Here is a 20,246-nt window from a genome sequence, read left to right as displayed (position 1 = left end):
TCGGGTCGCCGCATCGTCATGTGTGTGGTTGAAAAGGCCCTGCCGTCATCTTTCGCCCGAGGCGGAAAAGCGGAAGGATGCCGGATCGCTGGACCGGCCCTATATTCGTCGTCTGGCAGCAGGCGCACTGCGACGCCTCGCCTGCCGTTGATATGCGGGAGAATGCAATGAGCGCAGACGATCTGACCGCCGCCCCCAAGACCCGAACCAAGCCGAGTCGCAAGGCCTCCGCGCTGCAGCCTGCCATCGTGGCGCGCATCCGCGATTCGCTGCTGCCCGGCGACGCGCCCGATGAAGGCGCCTGGGTCGAGGAAGCCGCGCACGTCCTGCTCGAACTGGCCGCGCACCGCGCGCCCGAGACGCCGGTGATCGAGATCGCTTCGGAGAACGACGAGCGCCGCTATCTGCGCATCGCCATCGTCAACGACGACATGCCCTTCCTGGTCGACTCGGTCGCTGCGGTCATTGCCGAGGCGGGCCTCGTGATCGACCGCCTGGCTCACCCGGTCGTTCGCGTGGAGCGCGATGCCAAGGGCGACCTCGTCGCCCTTCCGGAAGAGGCCGGCGAAGGCGCGCGCCGCGAATCGATGATCTACATCGAGACCGCCCGTGCCGATGCGCGCCAGCGCCGCGACATCCAGGCCGCGCTGGAAACCACGCTGGCCGACGTGCGGATCGCCGTGGCCGACTGGCCGAAGATGGTCGAGGCGATGGACGCCGATGCCGACCGCGTCGACGATGCCGAAGGCGCCGAGCTTCTGCGCTGGTTCGCCGGCGGCATGCTCACCCAGCTGGGCCATGTCACCCGCCGCCGCGACGGCAGCCATGCCGACCAGCTCGGCGTGTGCAAGCGCGAGGCCCGCGACCTCCTGTCCGACGCCAGCTACGACCGCGCCTTCGAGACTTTCGATGCGCAGCTTGCCGCGGGCGAGGTGCGTGCGCCGATGGTCATCAAGGCCAATGTCATTTCCACCGTCCATCGCCGGGTACCGCTGGACCTGTTCCTGGTGCCGGTCATTGAGGGCGGCAAGATCGCCGCGCTTTCGGTCCATGCGGGCATGTGGACGAGCGCCGCGCTGGCCGTTGCGCCGGACCGGGTTCCCCGTCTGCGCCGCCTCCTGGCCGGGCTTGGCAGCAAGCTGGGCTTCGACCCGGGCGGCCACACCGGCAAGGCCCTGGCCCATGCCATGACCAGCCTGCCGCACGACCTGGTGCTGGGCTTCGGCGAAGCCGACGTTGAGCGCCTGGCGACGACGATGACCGCGCTGGTCGACCGTCCGCGCCCGCGCCTCGTGGTCACTGCCTCGCCGCTGTCGCGCCACCTTTTCGCATTCGTGTGGATCGCCCGCGACACGCTCTCCACCCAGATGCGCAAGCGCATCCAGGCGATGATCGAGGAGGCCGCACAAGCCCCCACGCTGGACTGGGCGCTCAGTGTCGAGGCGGGCAACCTGGCCATGCTGCGCTATACGCTCGACATTCGCGAGGGCACCCAGGCGCTTGACGAGGAAGCGCTCGACCACCGTCTGCAGGTCATGCTGCGCGGCTGGGGCGAGGCGGTGGAAGCCGCGCTGGCCCAGTCGCTCGAACCCGGCCGCGCCGCCGCCATCGCCACCCGCTATGCCGAAGGCTTCCCGATGGCCTATCGCAGCGACTACGGTCCGGGCGAGGCCGCCATCGACATCGGCCACATGCGCGGACTGGTGGTCGGCGATGCCGGTACCGAAGCGCGCGGCAGCCGCGGGGTGCGCCTCTACCAGCACGATTCGGGCGAAGCGCCGCAGCTTCGCCTCAAGATCTACCAGGCCGAGGGCAGCCTGCCGCTGTCCGACGCGGTGCCCGCGCTGGAGAACTTCGGCTTCCGGGTGCTGGCGGAAATGCCGACCCCGCTCGACCGCGGCCGGATCGGCACGATCCACGATTTCACGCTCGCGCTGCCGACCGGCAGCGATGCGCGGGAAGTGCTGAAGCTGGCGCCGATGATCGAGGACGCCCTGGCCGGCGTGCTCAACAACCAGGCCGAGAACGATCCCTTCAACCGCCTGGTCCCCGGCCTCGGCCTCTCCAAGCGCGAGGCCGACTGGCTGCGCGCCTGGTATCGCTACTTGCGCCAGGCGGGCATGCACTTCGGTATCGGCACCGTGGTCGATGCGCTGCTCGGCGCTCCGGCCGTGACGCTGGGCATCATCGACTTGTTCCGCGGCATTCACGATCCCGCCTTCAAGGGCGACCGCGCCCAGGCCAAGGCCCAGGCGCAGGAAGCCATCCGCGCCGGCCTGGCCGAGGTCAACGCCATCAACGACGACCGCGTCCTGCGGGCCTTCCGCGATGTCGTGGCCGCCATGCTGCGCACCAATGCCTTCGCGCCCGCCGGTGAGACCGCGCTGGCCTTCAAGTTCGATTCCGCGCTGGTCCCCGGCCTTCCCAAGCCGCTGCCCTGGCGCGAGATCTTCGTCTATTCACGCCGCGTGGAAGGCATCCACTTGCGCGCAGGCCCCGTCGCGCGCGGCGGACTGCGCTGGTCCGACCGCCGCGACGACTATCGCACCGAAATCCTGGGCCTGATGAAGGCGCAGCGCGTGAAGAACGCGGTGATCGTGCCGACCGGCGCCAAGGGCGGCTTCTATCCCAAGCAGCTTCCCGATCCCGCGCTCGACCGCGCCGGATGGGCGGCCGAGGGGCAGGCGAGCTACGAGATCTTCATCGGCACTTTGCTCTCGATCACGGACAATATCGTCGCGGACAAGGTCGTGCACCCCAAGGGCGTGGTGATCCTCGACGGCGAGGACCCCTACTTCGTGGTCGCGGCGGACAAGGGCACGGCCAAGTTTTCCGACGTCGCCAACGGCATCGCCGAATCGCGCGACTTCTGGCTGGACGACGCGTTCGCCAGCGGCGGCTCCAACGGCTACGACCACAAGGCCATGGGCATCACCGCGCGCGGCGCCTGGCTTTCGGTGCAGCGCCACTTCCTGGAAATGGGCGTCGACGTGCAGAACGACCCGGTCCGCGTGATCGGCTGCGGCGACATGTCGGGCGACGTGTTCGGCAACGGCATGTCGCTCTCCCGCTCGCTCAAGGTCGTGGCCGCTTTCGACCACCGCCACATCTTCCTCGACCCGGACCCCGATGCCGCGAAAAGCTGGGCCGAGCGTCGGCGCATGTTCGACCTGCCGCATTCGAGCTGGGAAGACTATGACAAGGCGCTGATCTCCAAGGGCGGCGGCGTGTTCTCGCGCAAGTCGAAGTCGATCGCGCTGACGGACGAAGTGCGCGCCGCCCTGAGCATCGAGGCGAACGAGCTGGACCCCGAATCGCTGATCTCGGCGATCCTTTGGGCGCCGGTCGACCTGCTGTGGTTCGGCGGTATCGGCACTTACGTGAAGTCCTCCGGCGAGAACAACGCCACTGTGGGCGATCCGGCCAACGATGCCTTGCGCGTCAGCGCCAACGAACTGCGCGTGCGGGTGATCGGCGAAGGCGCCAACCTGGGCGTTACCCAGGCCGCGCGCATCGAGTTTGCCTCCAGAGGCGGGCGCATCAACACCGACTTCATCGATAACTCGGCAGGCGTCGACTGCTCGGACAACGAGGTCAACATCAAGATCGCGCTGGCCGCCGCCAAGCGGGCCGACAAGCTCACCGAGGAAGAGCGTGTCGAACTGCTGCGCGAGATGACCGACGAAGTGGCGGAACTGGTGCTGGAGGACAACCGCCTCCAGGCCCTGGCGCTTTCCATCGCCGAGCGCGGCGGGGCGACGGCCATGCCTTCGCATATCCGCCTGATCGAGACGCTGGAGGAAGGCGGCAATCTCGACCGCAAGACCGAGGGGCTGGCCGACAACGAAACGCTCGGCCGCCGCGCGCAGGACGGGCGCGGGCTGACCCGCCCCGAATTGGCGGTGCTGCTGTCCAGCGGCAAGCTGGTGCTTCAGGCGGCGATCGAGAACTCGGCCCTGGCGACGGATGCAACGCTCCAGCCCATGCTGCTGGCGGCCTTCCCGCAGCCGATGCAGGCCAGGTTCGCCCGCTTCATCGAAGGCCACCGCCTGGCCGGCGAGATCATCGCCACCAAGCTGGCCAACCGCATCGTCAATCGCCTGGGCATCGTCCATCCCTTCGAACTGGCCGAGGAGGAGGGCGCGGACCTTGCGCAAGTCGCCGCCGCCTTCGCGCTGGCGGAGCAGCTCTTCGATCTCGACGCCCTCTGGGAACGCCTCGAAGTGGCGCCGATGAGCGAAGACGCCCGCATCGCGTTGTTCGACCGCACGGCCGGCGTGGTGCGCGGGCACATGGCGGACCTGCTGCGGGCGGGCGCGGGACAGGCCGCGCCGTCCGAAGTCATGGCCCGGATCGGCAAGCCGGTCGCCACGCTCTCGGTCGACACGCACGAGCTTCTGGGCGAACGCATCGTCGCGCATTCGAAGAAGCTGCGCAGCGGCCTGCTCGAACTCGGCGCGCCCGAGGACGAGGCGGGCATGGTGGCCAACCTCTACGACCTCGACGGGGCCGTAGGCATCGCCGCGCTGGCGGCCGATGCCGGGATCGATCCGCGTCAGCTGGTGGGGGCCTTCACCCGCATCGGCGCGGGACTGGGGCTGGACTGGGCGCAGGCCAGTGCCTCGATCATGAACCCGTCTGACCCGTGGGAGCGCCTGCTCGTCGCCGGTCTTGCCCGCGACTTCCAGCAGATGCGCCTCGACTTCCTGAAGCGCCTGGCCGCGACCAAGGCCGGCAAGTCCGACCCGGCCGCCGCCGCGGAGGAATGGGGCCGCGCGCATATCGCCGCGATCCAGACCTTCCGCGCGATGGTGCAGCGCGCGGAAAACACCGTGCCGCTGAGCCCCGCCATGCTGGCGCAGATCGCCAGCCAGGCGCGGAACCTGCTCGGGCGGTAAGTGGAGACGGGGCAGGGGTTTTCTCCTGCCCCGTCTCCATTCCTTTCGTCATTGCGAGCGGAGCGAAGCAATCCAGAGTCGCGCAGAGCCGCCCTGGATTGCTTCGTCGGCTTCGCCTCCTCGCAATGACGAAGGTGGGGGGCAGGGGCGTAGGAGTGTGGGAGTGTGGGAGTGTGGGAGCGTGAGGACGACGGGCGTAGGGGCGAGTTGATGGCCGGACACGGCCCATCATCAGCGCGCAGGTCGGCCGAAATCTCACTCGTCATCCTGAAACAGGTTCAGGATGACTAGCATAGCGGGGCAGGCCGAGTGCCTTGCCGCACCTCCATCCCCGCCACACCCAAACCACCCCTCACTCCAGCGGCAGGGTGCGCGGTTCCTTGATCGCCTCGAGCACGATGCTCGACTTCACGTCGCGCACGCCGGGAATGCGTACGAGCGTCTTCAGCGTGATCTGCGACAAGTGCTCCACGTCGCGGGCGATGATGTGGATGATGTAGTCCATGTCGCCGGTCACGGCGTGGCAGGCGATGACATAGGGATTGTCGCGGATCGCCTGTTCGAAGCGCGTGATGTTCTCGTCGATATGGGCGTTCAGGTTTATCAGCACATAGGCTTCCAGTTCGAAGCCGAGCTTGCGCGGGTCGAGCACCGGCGCGTAGCCCAGGATCACCCCGTCGTCCTCCAGCCGCTTGATGCGGCGGCTGACCGGCGTGGCGGAAAGCGCGGTGCGTTCGGCCACTTGCGCCACCGGCATGCGCGCGTCTTCCTGCAAGGACGCGATGATCTTGCGGTCGAATAGATCCAGCTGCATGAATCCCCTGCCCTGAGCTGACTTCCTGGTGGAATCCCCTTTTACAGGCTGCCAGCGCGCGCGCAATCGCACGAATCTGCCATGAGACTTGTGGTATTCTCTAGGGAATGAAGAAGCCCTCCACCGAGACATCGACGAGCGAGCTTCGGGGAGAGTATGAAGGCGCTGCCGCGGACTACACGGTCGGGCAGGACTGGCATGCCTACACCCCCGAAATGCACGAACGCTGGCGCCGCCTTCATGCGCGGCAGTCGGCGCTTGTCGAGACATATGCCTGCCGCGCCTTCCGCGAGGGCCTGGCGCGGCTGGACTGCGCGGACGGCATTCCACGCTTCGAGGATGCCAACGCGATCCTCGGCCCCGCCACGGGCTGGGAGCTGGTGGGCGTGCCGGGCTTCATTCCCGATGCCGTGTTCTTCGACCACCTTGCCCATCGCCGCTTCCCGGTAACCCGCTGGCTGCGCGAGGAGCATGAGCTGGACTATCTGGTCGAGCCGGACGTGTTCCACGATTTCTTCGGCCATGTGCCGATGCTGCTCGATCCCACCATCGCCGATTTCCTGGAGCTTTACGGCAAGGCCGGGGCGCGGGCCATGGCGATGGATGCGCTGGGGATGCTGGCGCGGATCTACTGGTACACCATCGAATTCGGCCTGGTCCGCGAGGACGGCGCGTTGAAGGTCTTCGGCGCCGGCATCATCTCCTCGGCCAGCGAAACCCGCTTTTCCATCGAGGATCGCGCGGTCCTGCGGCTGCCCTTCGATGCCGTGCGCGTCATGCGCACCGGTTACATGATCGATGCTTTCCAGAAGACCTACTTCGTCCTGGAGAGCCTGCCGCAGCTGATCGAGGATCTGGTCGGGCTGGATTTCGGCCCCGTCTACGAAACCTGGCGCGCGGCGCCGCCCATTCCTGCCGGAGAGACGCTTTCCGGCGAAATTCCTTTCGGAGAAACGCTTCCATGACCGACCTTCTCGAAACCTCCATCGAGCCAAATCCCATCGGACTGGACGGCTTCGAGTTCGTCGAGTTCTCGGCGCGGGAAAAGGGCGTGCTGGAGCCGGTGTTCGAGGCGATGGGCTTCACGAAGATCGCACGTCACCGCTCCAAGGACGTGGAACTCTGGCGCCAGGGCGGCATCAATTTCATCACCAATTACGAGCCGCACAGCCCGGCCTGGTTCTTCAGCCGCGAGCATGGTCCTTCGGCCTGCGGCATGGGGTTCCGCGTTCGCGACGCCCGCGCCGCCTATGCCGAACTGCTGGCCCGCTCGGCCGAGCCTGTTTCGGTCGAGACCGGACCGATGGAACTGCACCTGCCGGGCATCCGCGGCATCGGCAACTCGATCATCTACCTGATCGACCGCTACGAGCGCGCCGATGAAAACGGCGAAAGCGACGGCGCCCTGTCGATCTACGACATCGACTTCGACTATCTGCCCGGCGTCGATCGCCACCCGGTCGGCGCCGGCTTCGACGTGATCGACCACCTGACCCACAACGTCTACGGCGGCCGCATGGCCTATTGGGCGGATTATTACGAGAAGCTCTTCAACTTCCGCGAGATCCGCTATTTCGACATCAAGGGCGAATATACCGGCCTCACCTCCAAGGCGCTCACCGCGCCAGACGGCAAGATCCGCATCCCGCTCAACGAAGAGGCCGAGGGCGGGAAGGGCCAGATCGACGAGTTCCTGCGCGCCTTCAACGGCGAGGGCATCCAGCACATCGCGCTGATCTGCGACGATCTCGTCGGCGCCTGGGACAAGCTCAAGGCGCTGGGCGTGCCGTTCATGACCGCGCCGCCGGAAACCTACTACGAGATGCTCGAAGAGCGGCTTCCCGGCCATGGCGAGCCTGCCGACCAGCTTAGGATGCGCGGCATCCTGCTCGACGGCACCACCGATGAAGTCGGCGCGGGCGGCCAGCCGCGCCTGCTGCTCCAGATCTTTGCCGAGGCCCGCGTCGGGCCGGTGTTCTTCGAATTCATCCAGCGCAAGGGCGACGACGGTTTCGGAAACGGCAATTTCAAGGCACTGTTCGAAAGCATGGAGCGCGACCAGATCCGCCGCGGCGTGTTGAAGGTGGAAGAGCCCGCCGGATAAGCGGCGCAGCGCACACGAAATTGGGAGAGACGGGCGGGCCCACGCAGGCTCGCCCGCAATTCCCGGGAGACCGAAGATGACTGACGAGAGCCCGATGCCAGCCCCGATGCCCGACGCGACTTTGGCGCCGAAACTTGGTGGGATCCACCATGTCGCCTACCGTTGCCACGACGCGAAGGAGACCGTCGCGTTCTACCGCGAGGTGATGGGCATGGATTTCATGCTGGCCATCGCCGAGGACAAAGTGCCCTCTACCGGCGCCCCCGATCCCTACATGCACGTCTTCCTCGACTGCGGCGGCGGCAATGTGCTGGCCTTCTTCGAGCTTCCGAATTCACCCGAGATGGGGCGCGACGAGGCGACCCCCGCCTGGGTCCAGCACATCGCCTTCAAGGTGGAGGGCGAGCAGGACCTCCTTTCGGCCAAGCAGCGGGCCGAGGCGCGGGGCATTTCGGTGGTCGGCCCGGTCCATCACGGCGTCTTCAAGTCGATCTACCTGTTCGATCCCAACGGCCACCGCCTGGAACTCGCCTGGCAGTTCGGCAGCTCCGGCCAGATGGCCCAGCTCAAGGCCGTGGCCGACGACATGCTGGAGGAATGGGCGCGCACCAAGAAGGCCCCGCGTCACGCGTCCTGGCTGCACGAGAAGATCGCGGCGGAGACGTGAGGCTCCACGGCTACTGGCGCAGCTCCACCAGCTACCGCCTGCGCATCGCGCTGGATCTCAAGGGGCTTGAATACGAGCAGGTTGCGGTCAACCTGCTCGACGGGGAGCAGCGCTCCCGGGAGTACCGCCGCCTCAACCCCTACGGCGGTGTTCCGGCGCTGGAGATCGATGGGCGCATCTATGCGCAGTCGATGGCGATACTGGAATGGCTCGACGAGAGCTTTCCCGACCGTCCGTTGCTCCCCCGCGATATCGAGGACCGCTTCGCGTCGCGCGAACTGTCGTTGGCGATCGCCACCGAGCTTCATGCACCGCTCAACCTGCCGGTGCTCAAGTACCTGAAAAACGACCTCGGCCATGCGCAGGACGAAGTGGACGACTGGTATCGCCACTGGATCGCCCGCACGTTCGAAAGCGTCGAGACCCGGCTGGCGCAGCGTCTGGAGGCGTCACGCGGGGCAGGAGATTTCCTGTTCGATGCGCCGGGGCTGTTCGAATGCGTCCTGGTGCCGCAGCTCTACAATGCGCGGCGGTTTTCCTGCGATCTATCGGCCTATCCGCACCTGACACGCATAGATGCGGCCTGCCGGGAGCATCCGGCCTTCATCGCCGCGCATCCCGACCGCCAGCCGGACCGAAACTGACCGCGTAAGGTTCCCGTCGGCGGGCACGCAGAGAATCCGGCGCTTTCCCTGCGTCCCGATGGGAAAAGACTACCTGACAGGCGCCCTCAGGCCTTCGGCGTGACCCAGACCTCTACGGGCGCGGCGAACTTGCCCGGCGCAGGCTTGCCCACATGGACGCGGTCGGCGGTGACGAGTTCGCCGGTGGCGAGGTTGAAGCTCGCCCAGGGCTTGGGCATGCGGCCGAACGTCATCTTCTGGATGGGTTGGCCGGTGGTCGAATTCATGATGGTGGCGATAATGCTCATCCGCCCGCCCGTAGCGAGATCGTGGCGGGGCGGTCCAGCGGGCGGGGCAAGCTATGCACCGCCCAATTCGCTCAGCTTTCGGCAGGCGCCAGCAACAGGTCGCGCAAGGCGTGGAGGCTGGGCAGCACTTGCGCGCAGAGCAGCGTCTGTTCCTCGGTGGCGGGCAGCAGGTCGGGCACCATCACCGTGGCAATCCCGGCCGAAGTCGCCGAGCGGACGCCCGCGGGGCTGTCTTCGATGGCGACGCAATGCGCCGGATCGACACCGAGGCGGCTGGCGGCCAGCAGGTAGGGTTCGGGGTGGGGCTTGGCCTCGGTCACGTCGTTGCGGGTGACCACGAGATCGAAATAGCGCAGCAGGCCCGCCTTTTCGAGGCGTTGCTGCGCATAAGGCGCTTCCGAGGACGTGGCGATGGCCATGGGAATGCCGGCCTTGGCGAAGTGCTCCAGGATCACCTCGGCGCCGGGGCGCAGCGGGATTCCGGCATCGAGCATGGCTGCGAAGGCCCGGTCGCTTTCCTCGAAGAAGCGGTCCAGCGGGAAGTCCGGTCCCATGTGGTCGGCGACCAGGCGGCGCGAACCGTCGCGGTGGATGCCGACCATCGAATTCTGCAGCTCCGCTGCGAGCGGATAGCCCATCGCCTTGCCGGTCTGCGCGAAAGCGCGGCCGTGGGCGGCTTCGGTATCGAGCAGCGTCCCGTCCATGTCGAAGATCGCCGCGCGGATCGGGTCGGGCAGCACGGGGGAGCGAAGCGTTTCGGGCAGTGAAGTCATAGGCTCAATATGCGCCCTGACAGTGTCGGGACCATTGCAAAGGGCGAATGTGCGGTTGCGAAAAGCGCCCGTCGTCCCGGATCGTGCCCGGGGCGACGGGGCCATCATGCGTTGGCGTAAGTCACCGTATCGCCCACCTCGACACCGAGCAGTGCCGCCGCCGCGGCGTCCAGCGTCACGCCGCCGTCGGCAGCGTCCACTTTGCCGAGGCAGGCCCGGAACCGTGCGAGGCGGCCGGTCGCCACGAGGTGGCTGGCTTCCGTATCGTCCGCCTTGGTCAGGGCGGTAATCACGCCGGTGCGGGCGTCCTGCACGGTGCGGATCTGGTCGGTCCGGGCGAGCATGGTGGGGCCGCCGTCGAAGATGTCGACGTAGTTCTGGAAGGCGAAGTTCTCGTTCTCCAGCATCCGCATCGCCGGGCGGCCGGAGTAGTGCGGCTGGCCCATCACCTGCCGCGCCGCCTCTGAGAGCAGGGCGCAGTAGATCGGGTGCTTGGGCATCAGGTCGGCGATGAACTGGTTGCCGTGCTTGGCGTTGAACTCGTCGGCATCGCGGAAGCTCATGTCGAAGAAGCGGCCTGCGAGACCGTCCCAGAACGGCGAGTTGCCGGCATCGTCGATGGCACCGCGCAGTTCGGCCAGGGTGGTATCGCCGAAGCGCGCGCGGTGCGTCTTGATGAAGAGGTAGCGGCTGCGCGCCAGCAGCTTGCCCACGCCGGCCGAGCGTTCGGTGGCGTCCAGATAGAGCCCGCCCACTTCGCTGGCGCCGTCGAGATCGGTGCAGAGCGTCAGCATCTCGGCGCGGAAGGTGCGGCCCAGTTCCTGCGAGTGCTGCGTGATCCGGCCGATCCGGTAGGAATAGAAGGGAAACTCCGTGCCCACTTGCGAGAAGGCCTGGCAGGTGCCGCGGACTTTGCCCGTGGCGGTATCTTCCAGGATGAACACGAAGAGATCGTTGGCGATGTCTTCGCTTTCGCGCGCGAAGCTCTTGGCCGTGCGCTTCAGCTTGGCGCCCAGCGTGGGCTTGTCCGGCGGCAGGTTGGTGAAGCCGCCGCCCGTGCCCTTCGCCATGCGATAGAGCGCGTCGAGGTCCTTTTCCTGTGCGGTGCGCAGGAGAAACGTCATGCGGGCAAAACTCCGTGGCGGTCGATCCGGTGAAGGACGAGAGCGGTGAGGCGGGCGCGGGCATCGAGCGAGTCGGCCAGCAGGAATTCGTCCGGCGAATGGATCGACCCGCCCAGCGCGCCCATGGTGTCGAGCACCGGAACGCCGCAGGCGGCGATGTTGTTGCCATCGCAGACGCCGCCGGTGTCTTTCCAGCTCATCGGCTGGCCAAGATCGGCGGCGGCCTTGCTGACGGTGCCGTAGAGCGCCTCGGTTTCGGCCGAGATCGCCTTGGGCGGGCGCGAGACGTGGCCGTGGACGTGCATGTGCACGTCATGCGCGGCGGAGACTTCGGCCACGGCGGCCTTGACCAGCGCCTGCGCCTCTGCCGCCAGCTCGGGGGTGGCGGGGCGCATGTTGAAGTGAAGGATCGCCAGGTCCGGCACGGTGTTGTTGGGCGCGCCGCCTTCGATCCTGGCCGGATTCACCGAGAGTCCGGGACGGCGCATCGCGGCGAGGCGCAGGGCGAGATCGCCTGCTGCAACCACGGCATTGCGGCCCTCTTCGGGATTGCGGCCCGCGTGCGCGGAGCGGCCGTGGATCACCACGGCATAGTTCCCGGATCCCGGCCGCGCGCGGGCCATCTGCCCGCCGGGAAGCGCCGGTTCGTAAGTGAGCGCTGCCAGTTTGCCGCGCGCCAGATCGGCGATCAGAGCGGCCGAAGACAGCGAGCCGGTCTCCTCGTCGCTGTTGATGAGGACGTCGTAACCGAGGGTCGGGCCGGAGCGCTCGTAAGCGGCAAGCCCGGCCAGCATCAGCGCGAGGCCGCCCTTCATGTCGGCCGTGCCGGGGCCGTGCAGCCTGTTCTCGTCCAGCCAGTCGCAGGTCTGGAAGGGGTGTTCGCGCGGGTAGACGGTGTCCATGTGCCCGGTCAGGATGACCCGGCGGGCCGCCTCCGGTCGCACCGAAAGCACGAGGTGGCGGCCGTGAGCCACGGGGCGGGTCTGGCCCTGGCTGTCGACTTTCTCCACCGGGGCAGGATCGACCAGCCGCACTTCCCCCGGCAGCGCGGCGAAAGCCTGGGCGAGCTGCCCGGCCATCGCGGCCAGCCCCTCGATATGAGCGGTGCCGCTGTTGATCGCCGCCCATTCGAGCGTGTGGGCGAGGATCGGCGCCCGCTCGATCGGGGCCAGGAGGTCCTGTTCCTCGGCGGTGAGAGCGCTCATCCGCCCAGCTTGCCGTGAAGCTTGCCGTTCAGTTTGCCGTTCAGGGCGGCGCTGTTGCCCTGCGCGTCTGCCGCCTCGAAGCTGGCTACCGGATAGGCGCAGTAATCGGCGGCATAATAGGCGCTGGGGCGGTGGTTTCCGCTGTCGCCAAGGCCGCCGAAGGGCATCGATCCGGCGGCGCCGGTGGTCGGGCGGTTGCGATTGACCACGCCCGCGCGGCTCTCCAGCACGAAGCGGTCCCACAAGCCGTCGTCGGCGCTGACGAGGCCGGCGGAAAGGCCGAAGCGCGTGGCGTTGGCAGCGGCGATCGCGGCGTCGAAGTCCGGAACCCGCGTGACCTGGACGATGGGAGCGAACACTTCCTCGTCAGGCACGTCCACGCCGGTCACGTCGAGAATGCCCGGCGTCACGAAGGCGCCGCTGCGTCCCTCGATCCCGCCGAAAGGCCGCACGACCCGCGCGCCGCGCGCGACCAGTTCGTCGTAACGCTCCGCAGCGGCCTCGGCCGCGCGCTCGGAGATCAGCGGGCCGATCCACGGTTCGGGGGTCTCGTTCCAGGCGCCCACGGTGATCCGGTCCGCCAGCGCGGCGACGGCATCGACCAGGGCCGCGCCGAAATCGTCGTCCGGCACGATCAGGCGGCGCGCACAGGAACAGCGCTGGCCGGTGGTAATGAAGCTGGACTGGACGACGACCGAGGCGGCCTCGTCGAGATCGCCGTCCCATACCACCAGCGGGTTGTTGCCGCCGAGTTCGAGCGCGAGGATCACGTCCGGCCGATCCGCGAAGATCCGCCGGAAATGCGCGCCGGCGCCGGCCGAGCCGGTGAACAGCAGGCCGTCGATATGGCCTGCCACCAGCGCCTCGCCAGTGGCGCGGGCGCCGTGAACGATCTGGAACACGCCTTCGGGCAGGCCCGCTTCGAACCAGGCATCGGCCATGGCCTGCCCGGTCGCGGGGGTCATCTCGGAGGGCTTGAACACCACCGTGTTGCCCGCCAGCAGGGCCGGGACGATGTGGCCGTTGGGCAAGTGGCCGGGGAAGTTGAAAGGCCCGAGCACGGCCATGACGCCGTGTGGGCGGTGGCGCAGAACGGCCTGTCCGAACGGCATGTCGCTGCGTTTCTCGCCCGCGCGCTCGGCTTGTCCGGCGATGGAGATGCCGATCTTGCCGATCATCGAGGCGAGTTCGGCGCGCGTCTCCCAGAGCGGCTTGCCGGTCTCGCGCGCGATGACCTCGGCCACGGCGTCCTTGCGGGCTTCGAGCACGGCCTTGTAGCGCTGCACCGCCTCGACCCGGGCCGCCACGGGCAGCGCCGCCCAGCCGGGGAAGGCCGCATGGGCGCGTTCCAGCGCGGCGTCCACGGCCGCGGCGTCCGCGATCGGGCCTTCCCAGACGAGGGCGCCGCTGGCGGGATCGTAGGACCTCAGCTGGTTCATGCGTTCCTCGTGACGGCGAAGATGCCGGTGGCATTGCCAGAATCGAACGTGAGATCGAGCTTGCCGGTCTCGGGATCGATGTCGCGGGTGATGAATTCGTAGAAGGAGCCCGGCACCGGCAGCGGCACTTCGCTGCCGTCGGCCTCGCGGAAGGGGCGCACGACCTTGTCCGCCAGGATCGCCGTCTGGCGGACGCGGCCGTTCTGCGAGATCTCCACCGACGGCTTCATCGGATAGCCGTCTTCCTTCAGTTCCTCGGCCAGGATCATGACATTGGCCGTCCGGGTCGTGGCGTGGTTGAAGGCATTGCCCTCGGTGGCGATCCAGGCGCCTTCGCGGGTTTCCGGCAGGAGCACTTCGTAATCCGCCAGCGCCGGGGGCTGATGCTGCCGCTCGAAACAGGCGAGCGCGCCCTTGAGCGCGGTGACGCCCTGCTCGAAGGCGCAGGCGCCCTTGGCGGAAAGCGCGTCCAGCGCCGCCCATTCCGCTTCGCCGAGTGGATCGACGGAAGTGCCGAAGACATTGGCGCAGGCCGCTCGGGCCGCTTCGGCCAGCTGCTCGACATGGAGTTCGGAGACGAAGAACTGCGGGATCGTCTCGGGCAGGTCGCGCTGGACATAGGCGCGCCCGGTCATCTTCAGCTTGGGCAGCGGATAGAGGCCGCCCACTTCATAGCCGAGCGGGATCAGAAAGCGGCCGAAAGCCTCGTGGCCGGCAGGCAGGTCGCCGGTCTCTCCGTCGATGGTGCGCAGGGCGCCGTGGTCGAAGACGATCGTCTCGCCCGCCTCACGCACGGTCTGGACGTAACGCGCCGCGGTGGGCACGCGGACCAGCAGATCCGCGAACAGCGCAGCGTTGAGCGCCATCGCGACTTGGGCGCGGGACACGGTGTCTCCCGAGCCGGCAAGGGCGGGGTCTATGGTCAGAACGGTCAGGGCCGAAGTCGCGGCATCGTCGCCCACGGCGGCTGACAGCAGCCGGTAGAGCGTCTGGTCCCGATTCGCGAAAGGGGTGGAGGCGGAGGGCATGGTGTTCCCGTCGTTTCTCAGTTTGCGCGTTCGACGGACATAGGAAAGCCCCGGAGCCAAGTCCATGCCGGGCAGGGGTGGGCCCATGCTTTTTTGTCTATACTAAATCGCGACCTGCTTGCGCCTCCGTGATGCCGCCGGCTCCCGATTCGCAACTGCACAAATGTGAACTTAACGCGTTTCCGGCCTCTGCACGGCCTTCGCGGCGGGCGCTTTGCCGCGACATGTCAGTTTTTTTGCAGTGCAGCGGGAAACTCATGGCACTCTTGGGCTTTCATTGAGCATTCTCCTCCACCTTCTGCGGGGTGCGCATGAACCTGATGCCTCGTGACGAAGAACCCGGCCGGAAATCGGGTTCGGACAAAGTCCGTTCGATCTTCGACGTGATCCCCTCCAGCGGCGACGCCGAGGCGGGGCCTGTCGAAGCGAACAGGCCCGAAGCGGATCGGCCGGCACCGCGGCCCCTGCACATCGCGCTTGTCGGCAACTTTGCGCCGCGCAAGTGCGGCATCGCCACTTTCACCACCGACATCTTCGAGAAGCTGCGGGAATTCCATCCCGAGATCACGCTCGACGTGCACGCGCTGGACGATCCCGACCATCGGCTGGACTACCGGGACGTCACCGGGACGATCGCTTGCAACGATCCCGAGGACTACGCCCGCGCCGCACGCCAGATCAACGAAGCCGGTGTCGATGCGGTCTGGGTCCAGCATGAATACGGCATCTTCGGCGGCGAGGATGGCGAGATGGTCCTGGACTTCGTGGACCGTCTGGCCGCGCCGCTGGTGCTCACGCTGCACACCGTGCTGTCCGATCCTTCCGAGCGCCAGCGCAAGATCCTGCGCCACCTGATCGCGCGCGCCTCGCGTATCATGGTCATGTCGCATCATTCGCGACACCTGCTGGAGAGCGAATACGACGCCCCGCCGCGCATCCTCGAAGTGATCGAGCACGGCGCGCCGGACCGTCCCTTCGGCCGCCAGGACGAATTCAAGGAGCAGCTGGGTCTCGACGGCCGCAAGGTGCTCATGACGTTCGGCCTGCTCAGCCGCGGCAAGGGCCTGGAACACGCGATCCGGGCGCTGCCGGCGATCGTCGCGCGCCATCCCGAGGTGATCTACCGCATCGTCGGCGCCACGCATCCCAATCTCGTCGCTTACGAGGGCGAGGCCTATCGCGAGGAATTGCAGGCCCTGGCCGATCGGCTGGGCGTGCTCTCGCACATCGCCTGGGAAAACCGCTTCCTCGAAACCGACGAACTGCTCGACCAGCTCGAAGCCTGCGACATCTACCTGACGCCCTATCTGGGGATGCAGCAATCGACGTCCGGCACGCTCAGCTATGCCGTGGCGGTGGGCAAGGCCGTGGTGTCCACGCCTTATGTCCATGCCCGCGAATTGCTGGGCGAGGGGATCGGCCGCCTGATCGAGCCGGGCTCCAGCGAGGCGATCGCCGAAGCGGTCAACGCCCTGCTCGATCGTCCGGCGGACCTCACCGCCATGCAGCGCCGCGCCTGGGCGCGGGGCCGCGAGATGATCTGGCCGCGCTTCGCCGATGCCAGCCTGCGCCTGGTAGACCGGGCCCGCGCGCCCGATCCGGCGATGCCGCCGATTACCGCGACGCCGGGCCTCGCCGCCGTGCTGGCGATGAGCGACGCCACCGGCATGCTCCAGCACTCGGTGGGCGTCGTGCCGGACCGCCGCCACGGGTATTGCCTGGACGACAATGCCCGCGCGCTCATGCTGATGAACGTCGCGCGCGGCCTGCCTGTGGCCGAGCGGATGAAGTGGAGCCTTGCCTACGCGGCCTTCGTGCAGTCGGCATGGAACCCCGACCTTGCGCGCTTCCGCAACTTCATGCGCTTCGACCGGGGCTGGTGCGAGGACGAGGGTTCGGAAGATTCCAACGGTCGCGCCATCTGGTCACTGGGGCACACATACGAACGGGCGCCGGATCAGAGCCTTTCGGAATGGGCGCTCCAGCTGTTCGAGGACGTGCTCCCCCGGCTGGCCACGATCGAGGCGCCCCGCGCCCGCGCCTTCGCCATGCTCGGCGCCTGCGCGGTGCTGCGGCGCGATCCCCGCAATGCGGCGGCGCTGGAGTGCGCGCGGGAGGGGGGCGACTTCCTCATGCGCCTGCTCGGCCATGGGCGCCGTCCCGACTGGGCCTGGTTCGAGGCCGTGCTCGGCTATGACAACCCCCGGCTGCCGCAAGCCCTGATCGAAGCGGGCCGCGCGCTGGACCGGGAAGCCTGGATCGGGGCCGGCCTGGAAACGCTGGAATGGATTTGCCGCCAGCAGGTCTCCGCGCGCGGCCAGTTCCGCCCGATCGGCTCGGAAAGCTTCGGCAAGCCGCATGGCTACCTGCCGTTCGACCAGCAGCCACTGGAAGCCCAGGCCGCCATCGAGGCAGCCTGCTCCGCCTGGACCGCCACGCATGGTGCCTTCTGGGTGGAACATGCGCTGACGGCATGGCGCTGGTTCTTCGGCGGCAACGATCGCGGCGTCATTCTGGCGGACATTGCGACGGGCCGTTGCCGGGATGGGGTCACACCGAGGGGAGTCAACGCCAATTGCGGTGCGGAATCCATTCTCGCCTTCCAACTTTCGCACTATGCTCTGGCCGAGCTTGCCGTGTCGGCACCGCTCGGACGTGGAGGAGGATTGCTTGAATCGGCCCGAGAACGTCTGGTCTGAACCGCTCCATGTTTTTGAGACTCGCCTTTACGCCGATCCGGCGCGAGTCGTGCTGCGCCCGTTCCACCTGGGCTGGCAGGGCAAGAACGCGCCCGGCGGCCGTGCGAACAAACTCGTGGAGGATATCGCCGGCCTGAGCGAAGAGCAGGTGGCTTCCGAGTACGAGCGCGTGCTGCGCGACTTCAAGGAGCGGCACTGGCAGACCGAGAACATATTCGCCGACCGCTTCCTGGAAGTTGCGTCGAATCTGGATCTTGATCCCACCCAGTTTTCCGAGACGCGCCAGCGGCTGATCGGGGCCTATTTCTGCCACGAATATACGTTCGCGGCAGCGGCCCTGATGAACCCTTCGATCGTGCCTGCGCCTGACCAGTCTGGAATGCAGGACGGCGCGGTGCGCTTCATCATGTCGCTGCGGGCCGTGGGCGAAGGGCACATCAGCTCCATCGCCTTCCGCGAAGGCATAGCCGAGGCCGACGGCACGTTCTGCCTCTGGCCGCAGGCCTCCTTCGCGACGTCCGTGGAACTGGACGAGGAAGGTGAAGTCGATGCCGACGGCGCCGTCTCGGTCCACCGCCATCCCGAATCGAGCCTGTCCAACACCGTGATCTTCCCGATCACGGAACAGCAGCGCGGCGGGCTGGAAGACTTGCGCCTCGTGCGGTTCGACCATGGCGGCGGCGACTTCGAATGGGTGGGCACTTACACGGCCTATTCGGGCAGTTCGATCCGTTCCGAACTGCTGCGCACGCGCGATTTCCGGGCGTTCGAGCTGGAGCCAATCCGCGGCCGTGCCGGTCGCAACAAGGGCATGGCGCTGTTTCCCGAGAAGATCGACGGCCAGTTCGCCATGGTCGGGCGGCAGGACGGCAAGAACCTGTTCCTGCTCCGCTCCGATTCGCTCGACATGTGGGACGACGACGGCGTGCTGCTGATGGAGCCGAAATACCCCTGGGAATTCATCCAGATCGGCAATTGCGGCAGCCCGATCCCGACCGAGCACGGCTGGCTGCTGTTCACGCACGGTGTGGGCGCCATGCGCAAATATGCGCTCGGCTGCGCCTTGCTGGACCTGAAGGACCCCTCAAAAGTCCTTGCCCGCACGGTCGAGCCGGTGCTGACGGCGGAAAATGCCGACCGCTCGGGCTATGTGCCGAACGTGGTCTATACCTGCGGCGCCCTGAAAGTGGGCGAGCGGCTGCTCCTGCCTTACGGCATTTCCGATAGCACCGTGGGCTTCGCCACTTGCGAGATCGACGGGCTGCTGAAGCTCATGGCCTGATCGCCTCAGGTCCCCAGGTGCCCGGTCGTGTCGTAGCGGATCGAGGTATAGGGCACCTGGAAGTAGTCCAGCACCGTGTAGCCCGCCTTGCCCAGCCTTGAGCGGGAGCGGCCGAACAGCAGTTCGCCGAGGTTGAGGCCCAGGCCCACGAACAAGTGGCGCTTGGGTTCCTTGCCGGCCAGGCGGTCGTCGATCATGAAATCGCTGCCGTAGTAGCCCACCTGCAGGTCCACGAAGCGCAGCGGCGTGCGCTCCAGCGCTTCGAAACCCGCCCCCTTGAACGAGAGCATGTAGCGCTGCTGGGCATAATGGGCCTGGCCGCGGTAGCTGTAGATATTGTCGTCCGGGATGATCTCGATCTTGAAGGCGACTTTCTCGCGCATGCCGGGCACGGTGTTGCGCAGGATCGAAAAACCCGCGCCGACCAGGTTCATCGTGATGTCCTGCATCGAATAGCCGCTGTCCGTCTCGATCCCGTCCGAAATCTCGTTGAGCGCCATGAAAGTCGAGGCGAGGATCGCCGCCGTCACCGCGTCGCCTTGCGAGGCATGGGTCTTGTCGTGGAGCCGCATGTGCAGGATTTCGGCGATCAGGTACGTGTCGAAGGCATGAGTGAGCTTGTCGATGCCGAGGTTGGTGGTGTCCTTCCCGAACCAGCCCTCGTTGTGGAAGTGGAAGCTGGTGGTCTCGCGGAACAGCTTCTTGCCGCTCTGGAGGCTGAAATAGCCGAGCAGGATCAGCGTCTCCCACTTGATCGTGCCGAGCTGGCTGAGGAAGTCGGGATTGGCGGCGTAAGCGCGCGGCACATGGTCCGACCAGCGGCGCGGCTGCAGTTCGGCAGGGAGCATGGGCGGCAGGCGATCCCCCGGACCGGCGCCGGGTTCGCCGCTGGGCCTGACGAGCGGCGCATCACCCGGGTCCTCCAGCGAAACCTGGCCGGTTTCCGCGCCGGACGACGGCGTTTCGAACGGGCTGCGCGGGCGCTCCCGCGCTTCGGCCAGATCGGCCAGGTCCCACTGCGCTAGGCTGGCGTCTGCCTCGGCGTCAGGGGCGAGATCGGGCCATTCGCCGAAGCCATGGGCCCGGGCGGGCGCGGCGAGGAAAGCGGTCAGGACCAAGGAACCGAGAAGCAAGTTGCGCATGCATCATCCCCGGCCCCCCGGAGCAGACGTGATGTGCGACCAACCGGGTGCGAGTAGGCGCCCGAAAACCCGGAAATTCAACTAGGACTTTCATGGATATGCCGGGCGGGGCGAGAGAGCATCGCCGCTCTCCCGCCCCG

Annotated in this window: 15 protein-coding genes; 7 read left to right on the top strand and 8 right to left on the bottom strand. The window is 67.3% G+C overall.

The window, feature by feature from the left end; translation table 11 throughout:
• The first annotated feature begins 167 nt into the window (after window positions 1-167).
• Window positions 168-4,898, top strand: a complete 4,731-nt coding sequence (locus tag ACZ1J6_RS15290) for an NAD-glutamate dehydrogenase domain-containing protein (RefSeq protein WP_465128233.1) — start codon at window positions 168-170, stop codon at window positions 4,896-4,898.
• A 352-nt stretch (window positions 4,899-5,250) separates the two neighbouring features.
• Here ACZ1J6_RS15290 and ACZ1J6_RS15285 read toward each other — a convergent pair whose 3' ends face one another.
• A complete protein-coding gene (locus tag ACZ1J6_RS15285) occupies window positions 5,251-5,712 on the bottom strand; it encodes an Lrp/AsnC family transcriptional regulator (protein WP_132265189.1) in 462 nt (153 codons plus the stop codon).
• A 107-nt stretch (window positions 5,713-5,819) separates the two neighbouring features.
• On the opposite strand from ACZ1J6_RS15285, the gene phhA reads away from it, so the two are divergent.
• The 4 genes from phhA to maiA all read left to right on the top strand — a co-directional run bounded on the left by phhA (window position 5,820) and on the right by maiA (window position 9,127).
• The gene (gene phhA / locus ACZ1J6_RS15280; protein WP_442046332.1) at window positions 5,820-6,677 is read left to right on the top strand and encodes a phenylalanine 4-monooxygenase; all 858 of its coding nucleotides are present in this window, start codon (window positions 5,820-5,822) and stop codon (window positions 6,675-6,677) included.
• Window positions 6,674-7,816, top strand: a complete 1,143-nt coding sequence (gene hppD / locus ACZ1J6_RS15275) for a 4-hydroxyphenylpyruvate dioxygenase (RefSeq protein WP_465128232.1) — start codon at window positions 6,674-6,676, stop codon at window positions 7,814-7,816. Before phhA ends, hppD begins: the two co-directional genes overlap by 4 nt.
• A gap of 76 nt (window positions 7,817-7,892) precedes the next feature.
• Complete coding sequence (locus ACZ1J6_RS15270) at window positions 7,893-8,483, top strand: VOC family protein (protein WP_465128231.1); 591 nt, start codon at window positions 7,893-7,895, stop codon at window positions 8,481-8,483.
• Window positions 8,480-9,127 (top strand): maleylacetoacetate isomerase, encoded by a 648-nt coding sequence (gene maiA, locus ACZ1J6_RS15265; protein ID WP_465128230.1) that lies wholly within the window; start codon window positions 8,480-8,482, stop codon window positions 9,125-9,127. The genes ACZ1J6_RS15270 and maiA overlap by 4 nt, the downstream gene beginning before the upstream one ends.
• A gap of 86 nt (window positions 9,128-9,213) precedes the next feature.
• Here the strand turns inward: maiA and ACZ1J6_RS15260 are convergent, their stop codons facing one another.
• From ACZ1J6_RS15260 to ACZ1J6_RS15235, 6 genes are all read right to left on the bottom strand, one after another.
• A complete protein-coding gene (locus ACZ1J6_RS15260) occupies window positions 9,214-9,414 on the bottom strand; it encodes a hypothetical protein (protein ID WP_132265197.1) in 201 nt (66 codons plus the stop codon).
• A gap of 71 nt (window positions 9,415-9,485) precedes the next feature.
• The gene (locus ACZ1J6_RS15255) at window positions 9,486-10,187 is read right to left on the bottom strand and encodes an HAD family hydrolase (RefSeq protein WP_134095262.1); all 702 of its coding nucleotides are present in this window, start codon (window positions 10,185-10,187) and stop codon (window positions 9,486-9,488) included.
• 104 nt (window positions 10,188-10,291) lie between these two features.
• Window positions 10,292-11,311, bottom strand: a complete 1,020-nt coding sequence (locus ACZ1J6_RS15250; RefSeq protein WP_465128229.1) for an arginine N-succinyltransferase — start codon at window positions 11,309-11,311, stop codon at window positions 10,292-10,294.
• Complete coding sequence (locus ACZ1J6_RS15245; protein WP_465128228.1) at window positions 11,308-12,516, bottom strand: hydrolase; 1,209 nt, start codon at window positions 12,514-12,516, stop codon at window positions 11,308-11,310. The genes ACZ1J6_RS15250 and ACZ1J6_RS15245 overlap by 4 nt, the downstream gene beginning before the upstream one ends.
• A complete protein-coding gene (gene astD, locus ACZ1J6_RS15240) occupies window positions 12,513-13,955 on the bottom strand; it encodes a succinylglutamate-semialdehyde dehydrogenase (RefSeq protein ID WP_465128227.1) in 1,443 nt (480 codons plus the stop codon). Before astD ends, ACZ1J6_RS15245 begins: the two co-directional genes overlap by 4 nt.
• Window positions 13,952-14,983, bottom strand: coding sequence for a 2-oxoadipate dioxygenase/decarboxylase family protein (locus tag ACZ1J6_RS15235; RefSeq protein ID WP_465128251.1), 1,032 nt, complete (start codon window positions 14,981-14,983; stop codon window positions 13,952-13,954). Before ACZ1J6_RS15235 ends, astD begins: the two co-directional genes overlap by 4 nt.
• A gap of 311 nt (window positions 14,984-15,294) precedes the next feature.
• Here ACZ1J6_RS15235 and ACZ1J6_RS15230 point away from each other — a divergent pair, with 311 nt between their 5' ends.
• Together ACZ1J6_RS15230 and ACZ1J6_RS15225 are read left to right on the top strand one after the other, a co-directional pair.
• A complete protein-coding gene (locus ACZ1J6_RS15230) occupies window positions 15,295-17,682 on the top strand; it encodes a glycosyltransferase (RefSeq protein WP_465128226.1) in 2,388 nt (795 codons plus the stop codon).
• Window positions 17,654-18,964: a glycoside hydrolase family 130 protein gene (locus tag ACZ1J6_RS15225; protein ID WP_132265208.1), complete on the top strand. Its 1,311-nt coding sequence runs from the start codon at window positions 17,654-17,656 to the stop codon at window positions 18,962-18,964. Before ACZ1J6_RS15230 ends, ACZ1J6_RS15225 begins: the two co-directional genes overlap by 29 nt.
• A gap of 5 nt (window positions 18,965-18,969) precedes the next feature.
• Here the strand turns inward: ACZ1J6_RS15225 and ACZ1J6_RS15220 are convergent, their stop codons facing one another.
• Window positions 18,970-20,106, bottom strand: a complete 1,137-nt coding sequence (locus ACZ1J6_RS15220) for a DUF2279 domain-containing protein (RefSeq protein WP_465128225.1) — start codon at window positions 20,104-20,106, stop codon at window positions 18,970-18,972.
• Window positions 20,107-20,246: the final 140 nt, after the last annotated feature.

The sequence above is a fragment of the Novosphingobium sp. BL-S-21 genome, from assembly GCF_055521655.1.
Note: the sequence above shows the minus strand (reverse complement) of the source record. Positions and strands in the feature narration are given on the sequence as shown.